Source organism: Cryobacterium sp. N19 (assembly GCF_002929595.1).
Lineage (GTDB): Bacteria > Actinomycetota > Actinomycetes > Actinomycetales > Microbacteriaceae > Cryobacterium > Cryobacterium flavum.
This window is the reverse complement of sequence record NZ_PJJR01000053.1, coordinates 25,198-38,422: the sequence shown is the minus strand read 5'-3', so window position 1 is coordinate 38,422 and position 13,225 is coordinate 25,198. Positions and strand designations below refer to the sequence as shown.

Sequence of the window (13,225 nt, the reverse complement as noted above, 5' to 3'; positions counted from 1 at the left end):
TTGGCGTCCACAATGACGGGCATGGCAAACATCACTCGCGCCGCGATAGCAAGTCGCGAATCGTAGAGCGATCGCGACAACGATGGCATCGTCGGCGTAACCGAGAACGGGTATGAAATCCGGAATGAGGTCGATCGGCGACAGCAAGTAGAGCAAAAGGACCGCGAGCCAGATTCGAGCCTCGATCGACACGGTTCGATCGGAGGCCAGGCGTTTGAGTAACCGGGCGACCTCGGGCGCGAGGCGCAGCAGATCACGAAGTGACGCACCGCCAGGATGCCGGCGTTGTTCGATCCAGAGAACCAGAACAAGGGCCAGCCACAGCACCAGCAATCCGCCGAGCACGCTCAGAGCCGTGGCCCACCAGGTCGTCATGAGCTGCCCCGTTCGAACGAAAGATACTGACGGCCTCGCGAGCCGCGTAATAGACGATAACGTAACCCGCGAGAGGGATGTCCCACCACTATCCGAGTGCCAGATTGAGCACCAAGCCGAGAAGTACAGCGCAAGCGAGGAGACCGTCGATGACTGTCACCCGTCCTTCGGTAACCAGGACTGGGTTGCCCAGCTTCGCGGGCCAGTCTTTTAAGTAGGTATCGTCGTCTGCCGGTTCCGTGCGGTAACGCAAGGAATTGAATTGGCGAATTGAGCCAGCCACTTGCGCCGGGAAGCTACTGGTATAACTGCTAATCAGCAGAGCGGCGCCTTTTGGTAATGGACTGTATTCCCTTGTATGCAAGAGTGCCTGCGAGGCAAAGGAGGGCAACGCCGAAAACGTAGTCGAACCATTCCGACGCATTCCCAAAAGTGAGTATCGAGAAGCTAATAATAGCGATGGCGCCACCGAGATAGGCGGTGCTGGTGCCCTTCGACTCTGCTTCGGACTCAGCGCGGTCAAGACGTGTCATGCTCGAAGCCTACTGCGCTCATTCATCACGTTTCTCAGTCCGCTCCCAATTCAGATTCGCTGAATTTGCGAGGTCCGCCGTCGGAGACTACGGGCAGAGCCGCGACGAGTTGTTCGCAAAGGCGAATGTCGTCCTGCTTATCGAAGCCGCGCGACATCGTTCTCGACGTTCGCCTGCTTGCTTTCGCCGCTGGCGCACAGCTGCCTAAGCGTTCAGGCGTGCAGCCAACTCGTGGAGGGTGGGAACGGTGTAGTCCGGTTGCGCGAAGTAGCTCGGATAAGGGGCATCGCCTCGGTTGATCCAAGCGGTGCGGAGTCCCGCTTGGGCTGCCCCGTGGGTGTCCCAGGGGTGCACGGCGACCAGGAGCATCTCCGCCGTTTGAACCCCGAGTGCTTTCGCGGCGTAGTGATAGGCGGAACCAACGGGTTTCCACGCCGGTGCGTCCTCGACAGTGAGAAGGGTGTCAAAGTTGTCTCGAATCCCCGCCTCGGTCAGCATGGCTTGTGCCAACCGTGCCGACCCGTTGGACAAAGTCGCAAGGCGGTATCCCGAGTCCTTCAATGCCCTGACCCCGTCTGCGACGTCGGGGTGCAGTTTCAGCGTGCTGAGGCCCTCCAAGACATGGGATACGGCCTCATCGAGAGTGCACGTCAGGGCGACGCCGCGGAACAGATGATGGAGCATCTCGGTGCCTATCACGGAGAATTTCGCACTGCCGCCAGACGCGGCGAGGGCGAATCCATCCCGAAGCAAGGCTGCGAACCAAATGTGGGCCAGATAGCCCGGGGCACCGACCTCCACGAAACGACTCTCCATCGGTAACATGTCCGAGAGAGTTTCATTGACATCGAAAACGATCACTGCTGTGGCTGCATTCATGGTGGAGTCCTCAAGATTGGTCAACGCGCCGGATAGTGGGAAACGACCGATAGCGACTGGTTCACGCCGGTCTTGCATCGACCCAAACCTGAAATCGGACAAAAGAGTTGTTCGTGCTTTCCCATACGCTTCCGGCAGCGAACACGATGCGATCCACCGATCCGCCCTCATCCAGTCTACGAAAGTCTCGCCCACGCCCTAGAGCTGATCCTGTGAGGCGTGGGACGCACCGCCGGGAATTCCTCCCGTGCCTCATAGTTGTCTTTTAGACGCATCGGAATCGGCGGGTGCAATGCCGTCCGAATGACCGACGCTGAACTCAACGGAAAGAAGATCGCCCATGGACCTCAACAATCTGGATCTCACCAATCGCCGCGGAATTATCACGGGCGCGGGACAAGGCATTGGCCGGGCCATCGCCCTCGAGTTTGGTCGACGCGGTGGTCACCTCCTTCTGGTCGGCCGCCAACTGGCCACACTCACCGAAACCGCCCGCCTCGTCGCCGCCGCGGGCGGAACAACAGCGATCTTGGTCACAGACCTGACCCAGCCTGGCGCCGTTGAACGGATCGCCGCAACCGTCGCACCGTGGACCACTGTTGATCTGCTCGTCAACAATGCCGGAAATGTACGCGCGGGCCGGCTAGAAATCATCGGCGATGCGGATGTCCATTCAATGATCGATCTGAACCTCACCGCCCCGATCCTGCTCACCAAAGCACTGCTGCCGGCGCTTCGTCAGAGCGGCAAGGAACGCGGAAGTATCCTCTTGAACGTATCCAGTGGGATAGCCCTAGTCGGGATGCCGTTCTACTCGATTTACGCGGCCACGAAATCAGGATTGGCCCAGTTCGGAGAATCCTTGCGCCGAGAATTGATCGGAACGGGCGTGCACGTTGCGACCGTCTACCCCGGGGCGACCGATACCGCCATGATGACCTCGCAGAACGCTGGCGCCGAACTCGGCTGGGGCCGCCGCAGCCTGGCCGACGTCATCACCGACTTGATTGCAGCTCTGGAAGCAGGCGAGCATGAGATCAATACCGCGCCACAAGACCGCCGAGCCATGCAGGAACTCAACCTCACCGACCCTTTGGCCGTGGATGCCGCCCTCGCACCCGGCCTCGAGGCCCTCGAACTCGCGGTGCGCGACCACCGCAGCATCTAGGGGCCCGCACGAGTCCACCACGTGATTCGCGGTCACTCGCCGGGAACCTTTAGCTCGGTTTAGTCCGCGGCCGAAATAGCAAACAGTCCGACAACACTCAGGGCATATACGATGAGCACCAGAACCGAGTCGGCGCCCATCCCGAGGATTTTACGTTTGGGGCGGAACAGGATGCCGAGCAGGTAGATGAGCGTCAGCACGATGGCGATTGCGGTGAGGTAGATGTCGGAGGACTGTGCGGACGGGAGCACGGATTTTCCGGAGATGAGGGTCGCGACGAGGAACAGCACGGGGAGGAATGCGTTGTCGCCAAAAATATCGCTGATGGCGAGCTTGTAATCACCCTGCCGAACAGCGGTAAGCCCAGTGGAAATCTCGGGCAGCGACGTGGCAAGCGCGAGCACCGTGGCACCAAAGAGCACGCCAGAGAGCCCGATCTGATCTGCCATTGCGCTGCCACTCTGTTCCAGAAGAACGCCCGCGATCAGGGTCGCCAGGGCGGCGATACCGAAGATGACTGCGGACTTCACTGTGCTCGTTCCGGCCTGGGTGGCGGCGGCGACCCGCTTGGTTCGGCTGTGCCCGCGAGGCTCGAGTTGGGCATCCGGAGCTGAGCCGTTTTCGTGCCACGGCATGTTCTTGCCCGCTCGGTTCACGAGAGCGAGACTCACTACCCAAACCACAGCGATCAGCACAACGGCGGGAGTCATCCGGGCGATGACGAGCCCTTGCGGCATCTGGGTTCCGGCAATGACAATCCCGAGCACGGCAATGACGGCCGTCGCCTCAACGACGAGCGAGAGCGACGCGGCCCGGTACGTCAGCGAACGGTTTCCCTTCACTCCGAATACGTCGAGAATCACGAGAACGACGGTCTGCAGAGCAATCCCACCGAGAATGTTTCCAACAGCTATAGACAGGTCGCCGGACACGGCTGCGCTGATCGTGATGGCCAGCTCAGGAAGATTCGTTGCGACGGCGAGCAGAATGAGGCCGCCGAGGGCAGCGCCAAGGTGCAGGCGTTCCGCGATCACATCGGTGTGCTTAGTCAGCTGCACGCCCGCGATCCAGGTAGCAACCGCCGCGCCCAGAAAGATAATGAGCAGGAGGAGAAAAGGCATGCTTCCCATCTCGCCACGCTAGCGAGGCGGCGCGGTTTTCGTTAGGGCTTATAAGCCCTGCGCATCCACCCGACTGGTGGCAGGAGACAACGGTCAGAGACGGATTTGCCGATACTTTTGGGTCAGCATGCATTTCGACCCCATCTTTGTGACCCGCAATTGACCGTCCGGGCATACTATGGCCCCGTGAACGCTGCATCGCCATCCGGAGTTGCCCGCAAAGCGCAAAGCAGCGCGCCCCTGCGCATGTTGGCTCGATTGGGATTCGCGGTCAACGGCCTGCTGCACATTCTGATCGGTTTTCTGGCCATCAGCGTGGTGTTCGGGGCCGCCGGCGGTTCGGCCGACCAATCCGGCGCTCTGGCACAGCTGGCCGCCACTCCGGGTGGAGCATTCCTGCTGTGGACGGTCGTGGTGGGCCTGTTCGCCCTCGGCCTGTGGCTGCTGATCTCGGCCTTTCTGGTGCACGGCGACCCGAAACACAAGTGGGGCCAGCGCGCCGCGAATATCGGCAAAGCTGCCGCGTACTTCTTTCTCGCCGCCACCTCCGTCACCTTTGCTCAAGGTGGCGCTACCAGTTCGGCCAGCAGCACCAGTGATGCCAGCGCGAAACTGCTCTCCTCTCCAGGTGGCGTGTTCATTTTGTTCGTCGCCGGGCTGCTCGTGCTCGCCATCGGCGGCTACTTCGTCTACAAGGGTGCCGCCAAGAAATTCACAGCGGACCTTGCCATGCCGAGCGGCCCGGCCGGACAGGCCGTGATCACCCTCGGAGTCGTTGGTCACATCGCCAAGGGAATTGTGCTGGGCGTCGTCGCCGTTCTCATCCTGGTCGCGGCCCTCACCCTGGACCCGAGCAAATCCAGCGGCCTCGACGGGTCGTTGAAAACGCTGGCCGGCTTGCCGTTTGGGAGCATCATTTTGGTGGCCATCGGCATCGGCCTGATTGCCTATGGCGTCTACTGTGTCGCCAGGGCGTGGCGCGCCCGACTTTAACCGTTGTCCAGGGTCGGGGTCGATGTTCGCGTCGGAACGCCCCCTGTGTGCGGAACCGGAACGGTGTGCCGGCTGTCGAAGGCGATCACGCAGCCGACAATGATCAGCGAGAGCGACACCGAGGCCAGAACATCGCTAGCCCAGTGGTAGCCCAGATAGACCCGGCTGACCGCTGCAGCAACGATGCAGAGCACGGCGAAGGCACCAACCAGGGCTGTACCGAGACTGCCCTTCCGACGTGAAAACACCAGGTAGGCGGTGAGCAGCACGAAATCCGAGGCGCCCAATACGTGGCCGGACGGAAACGAAAACGATGGGTCCGCTCCGAACAGCATGAGATCGGTCGGCGGTCGGCTGCGATCGACGAGATGTCCGATGATCTGCGCCAGAACGACGCCGATGAGCATCGCGCCGGCCAGCACCAGCGGCCGCCAGGCATGCCGTGTCACGAAACCCCAGGTCACGGTCACGACCAGCAGAATAATCGGGAGCGCGATGGGCCCAAACAGAACGGCCAGAACGATCATCACCGCGGTGAGTCCCGGCGAGCGCAACGATGCCAACCAATCCTGCACCGGCGCATCCAGCGAAGTCAGTCCGTTTCGTTGGATCACCGACACGAGGAGGGCGGCGAATACCAGCGTCCCCACTCCGATCAGAAGCAGCGACAAAGCTGTGCATCGGCGGCGATAATCTGCCTCCAGATATCGTCTCTCGACCACGTATTTCTCGAACCATACCCGCCACGCTGAGACTCGACCAGGCGGGTGGGCGTGCCCTCGCCCAGACGGATGCAGGCGCGCGAGTTCACGTTCGCCATCAAGTTTGGCCGCAACCGGCGCCCAGAGCACGATCGCCACACCGATTCCGAGCAGCATCGCTCCGACGGTATCGGACAGCCAGTGCGCACCGACGTAGGTGCGGCTGAGCATCATTCCGATTGTGTAGATGGTGCCAGCCACCCGCATCCACCAGAACGGGAAGAGAATCGACAAGAGCACGGCCATGACCACCGCATTGGCCGCGTGGCCAGACGGGAACGATCCAAAATCCACGGTGACGATGATTTCTCCCGGCCGAGCCCGCCCAAACAGGTGCTTGAGCACCTGCACCAGACCACCGGTCAGCGCCGTCGCTACCAAAAAATATCCCGCACCCCACGGGCGTTTCAGCAACACCAGCAGAACAATGATCAACACCGGAATAATCAGCGTGCCCGGCCAGCCGCCGCCAATGAAGTTCAGTGCCAGCGCGACGACGGTGAAGGCAGGCGCTCGGTGCAGATCGATGAAGTTCATCCACCCGGTGTCGATACTGAAGGGCGCACCGTTGTCGCGGAACACAATGTAAGCGCCCAAGCCGACACACAGTAGTAGGGCGACGACACCGCTGATCAGCGGCCAGCGGCGGGTGACACGTTTCGCCGGTGGTGTGGCAGCAACTTCCGGATTCCCGTGGGCGTCCATGAGGTAATGGTAGATCGTCCGTAGCAAGACTACGAGGGTGAACCCGGAACGGGAACGCGCACCGTGAGCGCCCCCGGTTCGATCCAGATTTTCAGCGCGAGGGCCGAGCCAAAGGTATCGCCGTCGAGCTCGATTTCGTGCGGCCGCTCCAGCCGGAGGACGACTTCGCGGCCCTTGATATAGCGCAGTGCCCGGACTTCCTTGGCAAGGCCCATGAATTTGCGGCCGACTTCGGTGCGGCGCAGCAGCCCATTTTCCCAGAGGATCTTGGTCGTGATTTGCACCCAGCCAACGAGGCCCCGCGGGCGCAGGAGAACCATCTCGAACATCTCGTCATCAATGGCTGCGTCGGGAAGGAGGAGCACATTTCCCGGGAGAGACCCGCAATTGCCGATGATGATCGTGTGAGCGTGAACGGAACGGTTACCCGTCCCATCGACGTTGTAGTGCAGGTGCAGCTGGTTCTGGTCGAGCATTGCGCCGCCGAGAGCGCCGACGTAGGCCAGCCACCCCACCTTGTCCTTGGCGGCATCGTTCGTGTTCGCGAGCATCGTGGCATCGAGGCCGAGCCCGGCCATAACCAGGTAGGCGTGCCGAGAAATCGACTGATCATCGCGTCGAATATCGATCAGGGGCAGGTCGATTCGGCGGTCCAGACCAGCGAAGGCCGTGCGCGCCGAACTTGCTAGGTCGTCCAGGGGAAGATTCAGATTTCGCGCCAGCAGGTTGCCGGTTACCGACGGCAGTAACGCCAACGAAGCGTCGCTGTCATACATGGCCTCGGCCACGGCCCGCACGGTGCCGTCTCCCCCGGCCGCGATGACCATGATGGCGCCGGCCTCGAGCGCTTCGGCCGTCGGCCCCAGGCCCGGGTCGTCTTTCGTGGTCTCGAACCATAGTGTCGGTGCCCACCCGGCAGATTTCTCTGCGGAAGCAATCTCGGCCTTAACAGCGGCCAGGTCCACCTTCACGGGGTTGTACACGACGGCAGCCACCCGGTGGGAAGGGGGGGGCCAGATGTCGCTCGGTGCTCCGTCATGAGCGCAGCCTTTGGCTTGGTGGGTGGCCGCCTTGGCACGATCGGATCAGGCCCGCGGATGGGAAATCGACGAGATGAAGGGAGTCTACTCGCACAGCCCCGCCCCCGCTGGCTCTAGCATCGGCGCTGGACCCGGTACAGAATAAGCGGCAGCGAAGGGTGCACCATGTCCAGCAGAAACTATTGGAGCGACGATTCGATCAACCAGCTGCGGGTGACCCCCCGGGTTCGCCCTGGCCGGTGTAGACACCCGGGCGACGCCGGGGTTTTACGGAAGAAAGAAACACGCGGCCGGGGCGGCCAAGCAAGCCGCCGGCATCCTGTCGCAACTGCAAGAGAAACTCTTTGCCAACAGCAAATCCGGCGATAATCGCAAGGTTCTGCTCGTGCTACAAGCCATGGACACGGCGGGCAAGGGTGGCATCGTGCGGCACGTGATCGGTGACCTCGATCCGCAGGGAGTCAGCCATTATGCGTTCAAAGCCCCGACCAAAGCGGAACTGACGCACGACTTTCTGTGGCGTATTCGCAAGCGCGTTCCAGCGGCAGGAATGATTGGCGTGTTCGACCGCTCCCACTATGAAGACGTGCTCATCGCGAGGGTTCACGAGCTCGCGCCTCCGATCGAGATCAAAAAACGCTACAACCAGATCAACGCGTTCGAGCAGGAACTCGTTGACGACGACACCACCGTGATCAAGGTCATGCTGCAGATCAGCTCCACCGAGCAAAAGTCACGCCTCGGCGAGCGCCTCGACCGACCAGACAAATACTGGAATTACCACACGGTCGACGTCGACGAGCGGATGCACTGGTCGGCGTATCAGGAGGCTTTCCAGATTGCCTTGGAGCGCACGTCAACGGCGGCGGCACCTTGGTATGTCGTGCCAGCCGACCGCAAATGGTACGCCCGCCTCGTCGTGCAACACCTGCTCACCGAAGCGCTGAAGAGCATGGTTCTCACCTGGCCGACGGCCGACTTCGACGTGGAAGCCGAGAAGGTGCGCCTCTCCACCACCTGACCCAGTGGTGCCGGTGTTGGGGTCACATCGAGTCCGCAGGGACCGAAAGTGTCACGCCTGGGCCCTGTCTCAGCCACCAAGTACGACTGTGAATTTTTAGCTTGTCGTTACATCGTCTTGACGAGCCTTCCGAATCGCCGCGTCCGGTGGCGCTTCTACTCGCGCCCGAAGAAGTTGCCGAGACCGGAGAGTCCCGGTATCTCAAAATTTGATCCCAGTTCGGACAGCTGATCGCCGAGCCCCGATGTGTACTCGCCAGCTCCGCTGGCGACTCCTTCGAGTCCACCCGAGACTCCATCAAGCCCTCCGGTGAGATCAGTCAGGCCACCCTCGAATCTCCCCGCGAGGGACTCAAAATCAACGCCCAACCCGGCGGCTTGTTCCAGCAGAGGGGCGGCAACACTGCTGAGCACGGCCCCGCCGGCAACAGCTGCGAGCAACCCGCCTGCTGCACCAAGCCCGGCACCGGCGACAGCACCCATGCCCACACCAGCAATGCCGCCACGGCGACCCGACTTGGCAAACAACTTGCGGAGAAAACCGGGGTTCTTTGCTTCACCGCGCGTGGCCGACCGGGCCAGATCATCCGGGCTACTCGACGTCGGGTATTCGCCAGCCGGCAGTTCGGCGCGCAGTTGCGTACTTACTTCGTCGCGTTGCGCCGGCGTGAGCCGCGCGAACGCCTCCCGATGAACCTGTTCGAGCTGCTGTGGCTGCGCGGTATTCAGCAAGTATTCATAGCGGCCGATCACCGCACGGTCTTCAGCACTCACCGCCCGCTCGGATCTAGACACGCGCGGAGCGTTGACCGATGCCTGCGGCGCAACGTTCGCCGGGGTCCGGCTATCGCCGGTTACCTTATCGGCGGCGGTCCGCACCATTTCCCGCCAATCCGCCTTGCCGCCACCATTCGAAACGGCCTGTCCTTTCTTGTCGAGGGCCTTCGATGCCATGTTTAAAATGCGCTGGAGATTGCTCACAAAGGTCCTTCGTTTTGGATCGAAATTCCAGTGTGCGTGGGCGTCCTGAGTAAGTCCCCTAAACTCGCGGCAGACCATCGCGCAGTCGTCCACTAAAGATTGGGCCTGCGATCGTCACATTTCACATCGGAACTGGAAATTCGCGGTCATCCGGGACACCCGGGAACTACGACGCAAACCTGTCCAAGAACCTCAAGGTGCTTACCGATGCGGGCATCGTCGCGGTGGAAGGAGAGTTCACCCGAACGAAAGGATTCACGGCGGCTCACCTGGGTATTGCCCACGGTCGATGGGCGAAAAACGCTCGAGGGCCACCTGGCCGCCCTCGCTCAGATCGCCGGCAGCCAGCCCAACGCCGTCAACTGAGAATCACAGCACTCGGCGTCAGCGAGGGCGTCGCGAAGTAAATCTCTGGCGCCACCATCGGGCCTCAACGGTATCAAGGACCCGAACCATTCGAAGCTCAGGGTACCGTCCGCGACAATTCCGTGCTTTTGATAAAGGGCTTGCGCGGGGGATTCGGGTCAGCAACCCACAGGGAGATAGCCGGAAGGCGGCATAGAAGTACATATCGTACAGTTGCCACGGCTCGTCGGCGTCACTGAGCGAGGGTCCTGACATTGCGATGCCGATCGGCTTGCCATCCTGCAAAGCGGCGGCGGCAATGTTCTGTTGGTACCGCGGTTCGGTCAGGGCAGCAGTCCAAAACGGCCCACCAGAGCAGCGATCGCACGCACGCCGGTGCCACCCAAATGCAAGTCCGCGATCCGCAGTCGCTCCTCCAGGGACAAGTACCGCCCAGATACCTCTGCCACAGGAAGAGGGATCCGCCCGCCCGTTGCTTGACGCCAACGCCGTCCAGTTCGTCGATATAACCCCTCATATACTTCCGAAAGCTACACTGGAAGACGTCGAATTCACCGCCTCAATGGTCGAGTCGGGCGGTGACCGCGCCGCGGCGAGTTCGTTCAGCAGTGGCCTACTCGGGCTTGAGGATGACCTTCGTCCAACCCTTCGTGCGGTCGCCGAAGTTCTTGTAGGCGTCCACGGCTTTGCTGAGGGGGATCTCGTGGGAAACGATCCACGATGGCTTGGCCTTGCCCACGGCAATCAGGTCACGCAATTGCCGGTTGTATTTCTTCACCGGGCATTGGCCGCTGCCCATGCTTTGCCCCTTGAGCCACTGCAGGCCATAGTCAATGGCCAGCTTGCCCTGCTTGGCGTTCTCGTCGAAGCCGCCGGGATCTGCCGGCAGAAAGACGCCGACAACGCCAATGCCCCCGGTGATGCGCACGGACTGAATCAGCCGATTCAGAGTCATAGCGGGATCTTCGGTGCCCTGTGGATCGTGGGCCTGATAGCCCACGCATTCACAACCACGGTCCGCGCCGATACCCTTGGTCTGGTCCAGTACGAACTGAACCGGGTCCGTTTTTGAGTCATCAACGGCGATTGCACCGATCTGCTCGGCGAGGGCCAGCCGGTCCGGGCGTCGGTCCACAACCCAGACTTTACTCGCGCCCTTGATCGTGGCAGATAGGGCGGCCATGAGCCCGACCGGACCCGCACCGTAAATCACCACTGTGTCACCGGGGATAACGCCGGCCATTTCGGTAGCGTGGTAGCCGGTAGGGAAGATGTCCGACAGCATCACATAATCGTTTTGCTTTTCTATGGCGTCTTCACCCAGGCGCAGGCAGTTATTGTCGCCGTAGGGCACACGCAGCATTTGGGCCTGCCCGCCGGGATACGGACCCATTCCCGCGAAGCCGTAAGCGGCGCCCGCGCCGACCGGGTCCGGTTGAGTGGTCATGCAATAGTTGGTGAAACCGCGTTCGCAATTCTTGCAAAACCCGCAGGAAATATTGAACGGCAGCACGACCCGATCGCCGATCTTGACGGCGTCGACGCCGTTACCGATCTCGATGACCTCGCCCATGTTCTCGTGACCAAACGTGCGTCCCACCTCGAAATCGGTACGTCCCTCGTACATGTGCAAATCTGAACCGCAAATATTTGTCGCCGTAATGCGTACCAGAACGTCAGTGGGACGTTCGATCTTGGCATCCGGAACATCTTCAACCTTGACCGAGTTGGGCCCCTTGTAAACGACTGCCTTCATTTCTCTTCACTCCCTGAATTTCATGACCGTGAACACGGACGGTCCGTCTTCACTTTCGGAGGTGTTCAATCGATGATTGTCCGGACAGTCTTAGACCGCGCGGAAAGTCTGCATGGCTTTGGTCTATCACGATCGCGCTTGACCCGCCACTGTGCGTTCGTACGGGGTGGCCGGCAGTGCGTTGGCCGGATCAAGAGAACCCGACTCGGCCAAAGGCGCGCATCAGGAGAAAGCAGACAGCGTCACGGAATATCGAGCTGTCGCTTGTCGCGAGGGCCGATACCCGTCCCTTCAAAGATCCACTCGGTGACGGCCTCGCCAGCGCCGTAGGCACGCAGAGCAGTGCGTTCGCGGACGCCCTCAGGAGCGACGCAGACGCGCTCCCCGGCACCTATTGGGATGGTGCTGCTGATCCGGCCCTACTCGGCCTCGCCACTGGCGGCCTTGCCTTTTCAAACGTTCGAGAGAACGCAAACAGCGTAATCTTCGACGCCCTCATCAGTTCTGGCACACGCAACCCCGGCGGCGACAGATTCGCCGACTCAGAGAATTATTTTGGGCCATCTTCGATCTACACGTGTTTCAGTGTGGTCATCAAATCTGCCTCTGAAGCGATCACCGAGTGGACCTACGTGAACGCTGATTGCGCATCGGATCTTGTCGCTACCCTGACCGATGAGGCGAAGTTCTATCCAGTGGCTGAATTCAACGGATGACAGTGGCCCGCTAGATCCGAACAACGCAGCGGAAATTGGGGGCAGGTTCACTTTCCTACCGATTGACGACCCTCATTCCTGTTCCGGAACACGACCCCTGACCGGGACTTGTGAAGGCCCTGAGTACCTGACCGGATACCCCTGCGTGCTCCTCGACGCCACGTATTGCAAGGCCCGCGTCAACCACCGCGTCATCTCCCAGGCTATGGTCGTCGCCATCGGCGTGGCCGCCGACGGGCGCCGCGAGGTTCTCGGCTTCGACGTCGGTGATAGCGAGACCGAGGCGTTCTGGACCAGCTTCCTCCGGTCGTTGAAGACCCGCGGCCTCGACGGCGTCAAACTCGTCATCTCCGACGTTCACACCGGATTGAAAAAGGCCATCGGCACCGTGTTCCAAGGCGCCAGCTGGCAACGCTGCCGCGTGCACCAAATGCGAAATATTCTCTCGATCGTGCCGCGCGCCAGCCAAGAGATGGTCGCCAGCGTCATGGTCATGGTTGGCTTGACGTTTTCTGGAACCGGTTCACCGAGTTCGCAGATGATGACCAGACCAGTCACTGACAGGCCGAAAATGTCGAACGGCAGGCGCTGAGCGCGCTCAATACCGACCGTTCCTCGTTGCTTCGGTAGGGATCGACCCTGCTCATCGGTATCCGTCGTGCTGGCAGCTTAGGTCCTTCGCTGTTCCGTTGCTACGCAGCTGGCGAGCCACCCTGTGACTCGTCAATGCGACGTTAACCTGTTCCGCTCACCCTTACCTTATGAAACATTGAGCGCGCTACCCCTGACTCTCAATCTGCTCCCCAATCTG

12 protein-coding genes and 3 pseudogenes are annotated in these 13,225 nt (G+C 61.1%); 6 read left to right on the top strand and 9 right to left on the bottom strand.

Going from position 1 to position 13,225, the window contains the following annotated elements; genetic code table 11:
- Nucleotides 1-84: 84 nt before the first annotated feature.
- The 3 genes and pseudogenes from CXY78_RS22180 to CXY78_RS15960 all read right to left on the bottom strand — a co-directional run.
- Nucleotides 85-375, bottom strand: a pseudogene (locus CXY78_RS22180) (YkvA family protein); the annotation flags it as partial.
- 311 nt (nt 376-686) lie between these two features.
- Nucleotides 687-908, bottom strand: coding sequence for a hypothetical protein (locus CXY78_RS15965; RefSeq protein ID WP_092342117.1), 222 nt, complete (start codon nt 906-908; stop codon nt 687-689).
- A 204-nt stretch (nt 909-1,112) separates the two neighbouring features.
- Nucleotides 1,113-1,787, bottom strand: coding sequence for a haloacid dehalogenase type II (locus CXY78_RS15960; protein WP_092342119.1), 675 nt, complete (start codon nt 1,785-1,787; stop codon nt 1,113-1,115).
- 340 nt (nt 1,788-2,127) lie between these two features.
- Between CXY78_RS15960 and CXY78_RS15955 the strand changes: the two genes are divergently transcribed.
- Nucleotides 2,128-2,955: an SDR family oxidoreductase gene (locus tag CXY78_RS15955; RefSeq protein ID WP_092342121.1), complete on the top strand. Its 828-nt coding sequence runs from the start codon at nt 2,128-2,130 to the stop codon at nt 2,953-2,955.
- 59 nt (nt 2,956-3,014) lie between these two features.
- Here CXY78_RS15955 and CXY78_RS15950 read toward each other — a convergent pair whose 3' ends face one another.
- Nucleotides 3,015-4,076: a sodium:calcium antiporter gene (locus CXY78_RS15950; RefSeq protein WP_233206216.1), complete on the bottom strand. Its 1,062-nt coding sequence runs from the start codon at nt 4,074-4,076 to the stop codon at nt 3,015-3,017.
- A 186-nt stretch (nt 4,077-4,262) separates the two neighbouring features.
- Here CXY78_RS15950 and CXY78_RS15945 point away from each other — a divergent pair, with 186 nt between their 5' ends.
- Nucleotides 4,263-5,069 (top strand): DUF1206 domain-containing protein, encoded by an 807-nt coding sequence (locus CXY78_RS15945; protein ID WP_233206215.1) that lies wholly within the window; start codon nt 4,263-4,265, stop codon nt 5,067-5,069.
- On the opposite strand, the gene CXY78_RS21090 is transcribed toward CXY78_RS15945, so the two are convergent.
- Together CXY78_RS21090 and CXY78_RS15935 are read right to left on the bottom strand one after the other, a co-directional pair.
- Nucleotides 5,066-6,535, bottom strand: a complete 1,470-nt coding sequence (locus CXY78_RS21090) for a phosphatase PAP2 family protein (RefSeq protein WP_158253331.1) — start codon at nt 6,533-6,535, stop codon at nt 5,066-5,068. The genes CXY78_RS15945 and CXY78_RS21090 overlap by 4 nt on opposite strands.
- A 29-nt stretch (nt 6,536-6,564) precedes the next feature.
- Nucleotides 6,565-7,518 (bottom strand): diacylglycerol kinase family protein, encoded by a 954-nt coding sequence (locus CXY78_RS15935; protein WP_233206214.1) that lies wholly within the window; start codon nt 7,516-7,518, stop codon nt 6,565-6,567.
- A 222-nt stretch (nt 7,519-7,740) separates the two neighbouring features.
- On the opposite strand from CXY78_RS15935, the pseudogene CXY78_RS15930 reads away from it, so the two are divergent.
- A pseudogene (locus CXY78_RS15930) lies at nt 7,741-8,596 on the top strand (PPK2 family polyphosphate kinase).
- Between the two features lie 155 nt (nt 8,597-8,751).
- Here CXY78_RS15930 and CXY78_RS15925 read toward each other — a convergent pair.
- Entirely contained in the window at nt 8,752-9,576 is an 825-nt protein-coding gene (locus CXY78_RS15925; RefSeq protein WP_104090211.1) for a hypothetical protein, read from the bottom strand.
- Nucleotides 9,577-9,783: 207 nt separating this feature from the next.
- Here CXY78_RS15925 and CXY78_RS21085 point away from each other — a divergent pair, with 207 nt between their 5' ends.
- Entirely contained in the window at nt 9,784-9,942 is a 159-nt protein-coding gene (locus CXY78_RS21085; protein WP_158252890.1) for a hypothetical protein, read from the top strand.
- A 323-nt stretch (nt 9,943-10,265) separates the two neighbouring features.
- Here the strand turns inward: CXY78_RS21085 and CXY78_RS15920 are convergent, their stop codons facing one another.
- The gene (locus tag CXY78_RS15920) at nt 10,266-10,391 is read right to left on the bottom strand and encodes a helix-turn-helix domain-containing protein (RefSeq protein WP_158252889.1); all 126 of its coding nucleotides are present in this window, start codon (nt 10,389-10,391) and stop codon (nt 10,266-10,268) included.
- Between the two features lie 164 nt (nt 10,392-10,555).
- Entirely contained in the window at nt 10,556-11,698 is a 1,143-nt protein-coding gene (locus tag CXY78_RS15915; protein ID WP_092342133.1) for a glutathione-independent formaldehyde dehydrogenase, read from the bottom strand.
- Nucleotides 11,699-11,874: 176 nt separating this feature from the next.
- Between CXY78_RS15915 and CXY78_RS20830 the strand changes: the two genes are divergently transcribed.
- Both CXY78_RS20830 and CXY78_RS15910 read left to right on the top strand, forming a co-directional pair.
- Nucleotides 11,875-12,414, top strand: a complete 540-nt coding sequence (locus tag CXY78_RS20830; RefSeq protein WP_104130721.1) for a hypothetical protein — start codon at nt 11,875-11,877, stop codon at nt 12,412-12,414.
- A 136-nt stretch (nt 12,415-12,550) separates the two neighbouring features.
- A pseudogene (locus tag CXY78_RS15910) lies at nt 12,551-12,904 on the top strand (transposase); the annotation flags it as partial.
- Nucleotides 12,905-13,225 lie beyond the last annotated feature (321 nt).

Coding starts and splice junctions, on each gene's coding strand:
- CXY78_RS21090 (WP_158253331.1), bottom strand. CDS start 6,535: ATGGACGCCCACGGGAATCCGGAAGTTGCTGCCACACCACCGGCGAAA.
- CXY78_RS15960 (WP_092342119.1), bottom strand. CDS start 1,787: ATGAATGCAGCCACAGCAGTGATCGTTTTCGATGTCAATGAAACTCTC.
- CXY78_RS15965 (WP_092342117.1), bottom strand. CDS start 908: ATGACACGTCTTGACCGCGCTGAGTCCGAAGCAGAGTCGAAGGGCACC.
- CXY78_RS15955 (WP_092342121.1), top strand. CDS start 2,128: ATGGACCTCAACAATCTGGATCTCACCAATCGCCGCGGAATTATCACG.
- CXY78_RS21085 (WP_158252890.1), top strand. CDS start 9,784: ATGCGGGCATCGTCGCGGTGGAAGGAGAGTTCACCCGAACGAAAGGAT.
- CXY78_RS15915 (WP_092342133.1), bottom strand. CDS start 11,698: ATGAAGGCAGTCGTTTACAAGGGGCCCAACTCGGTCAAGGTTGAAGAT.
- CXY78_RS15950 (WP_233206216.1), bottom strand. CDS start 4,076: ATGCCTTTTCTCCTCCTGCTCATTATCTTTCTGGGCGCGGCGGTTGCT.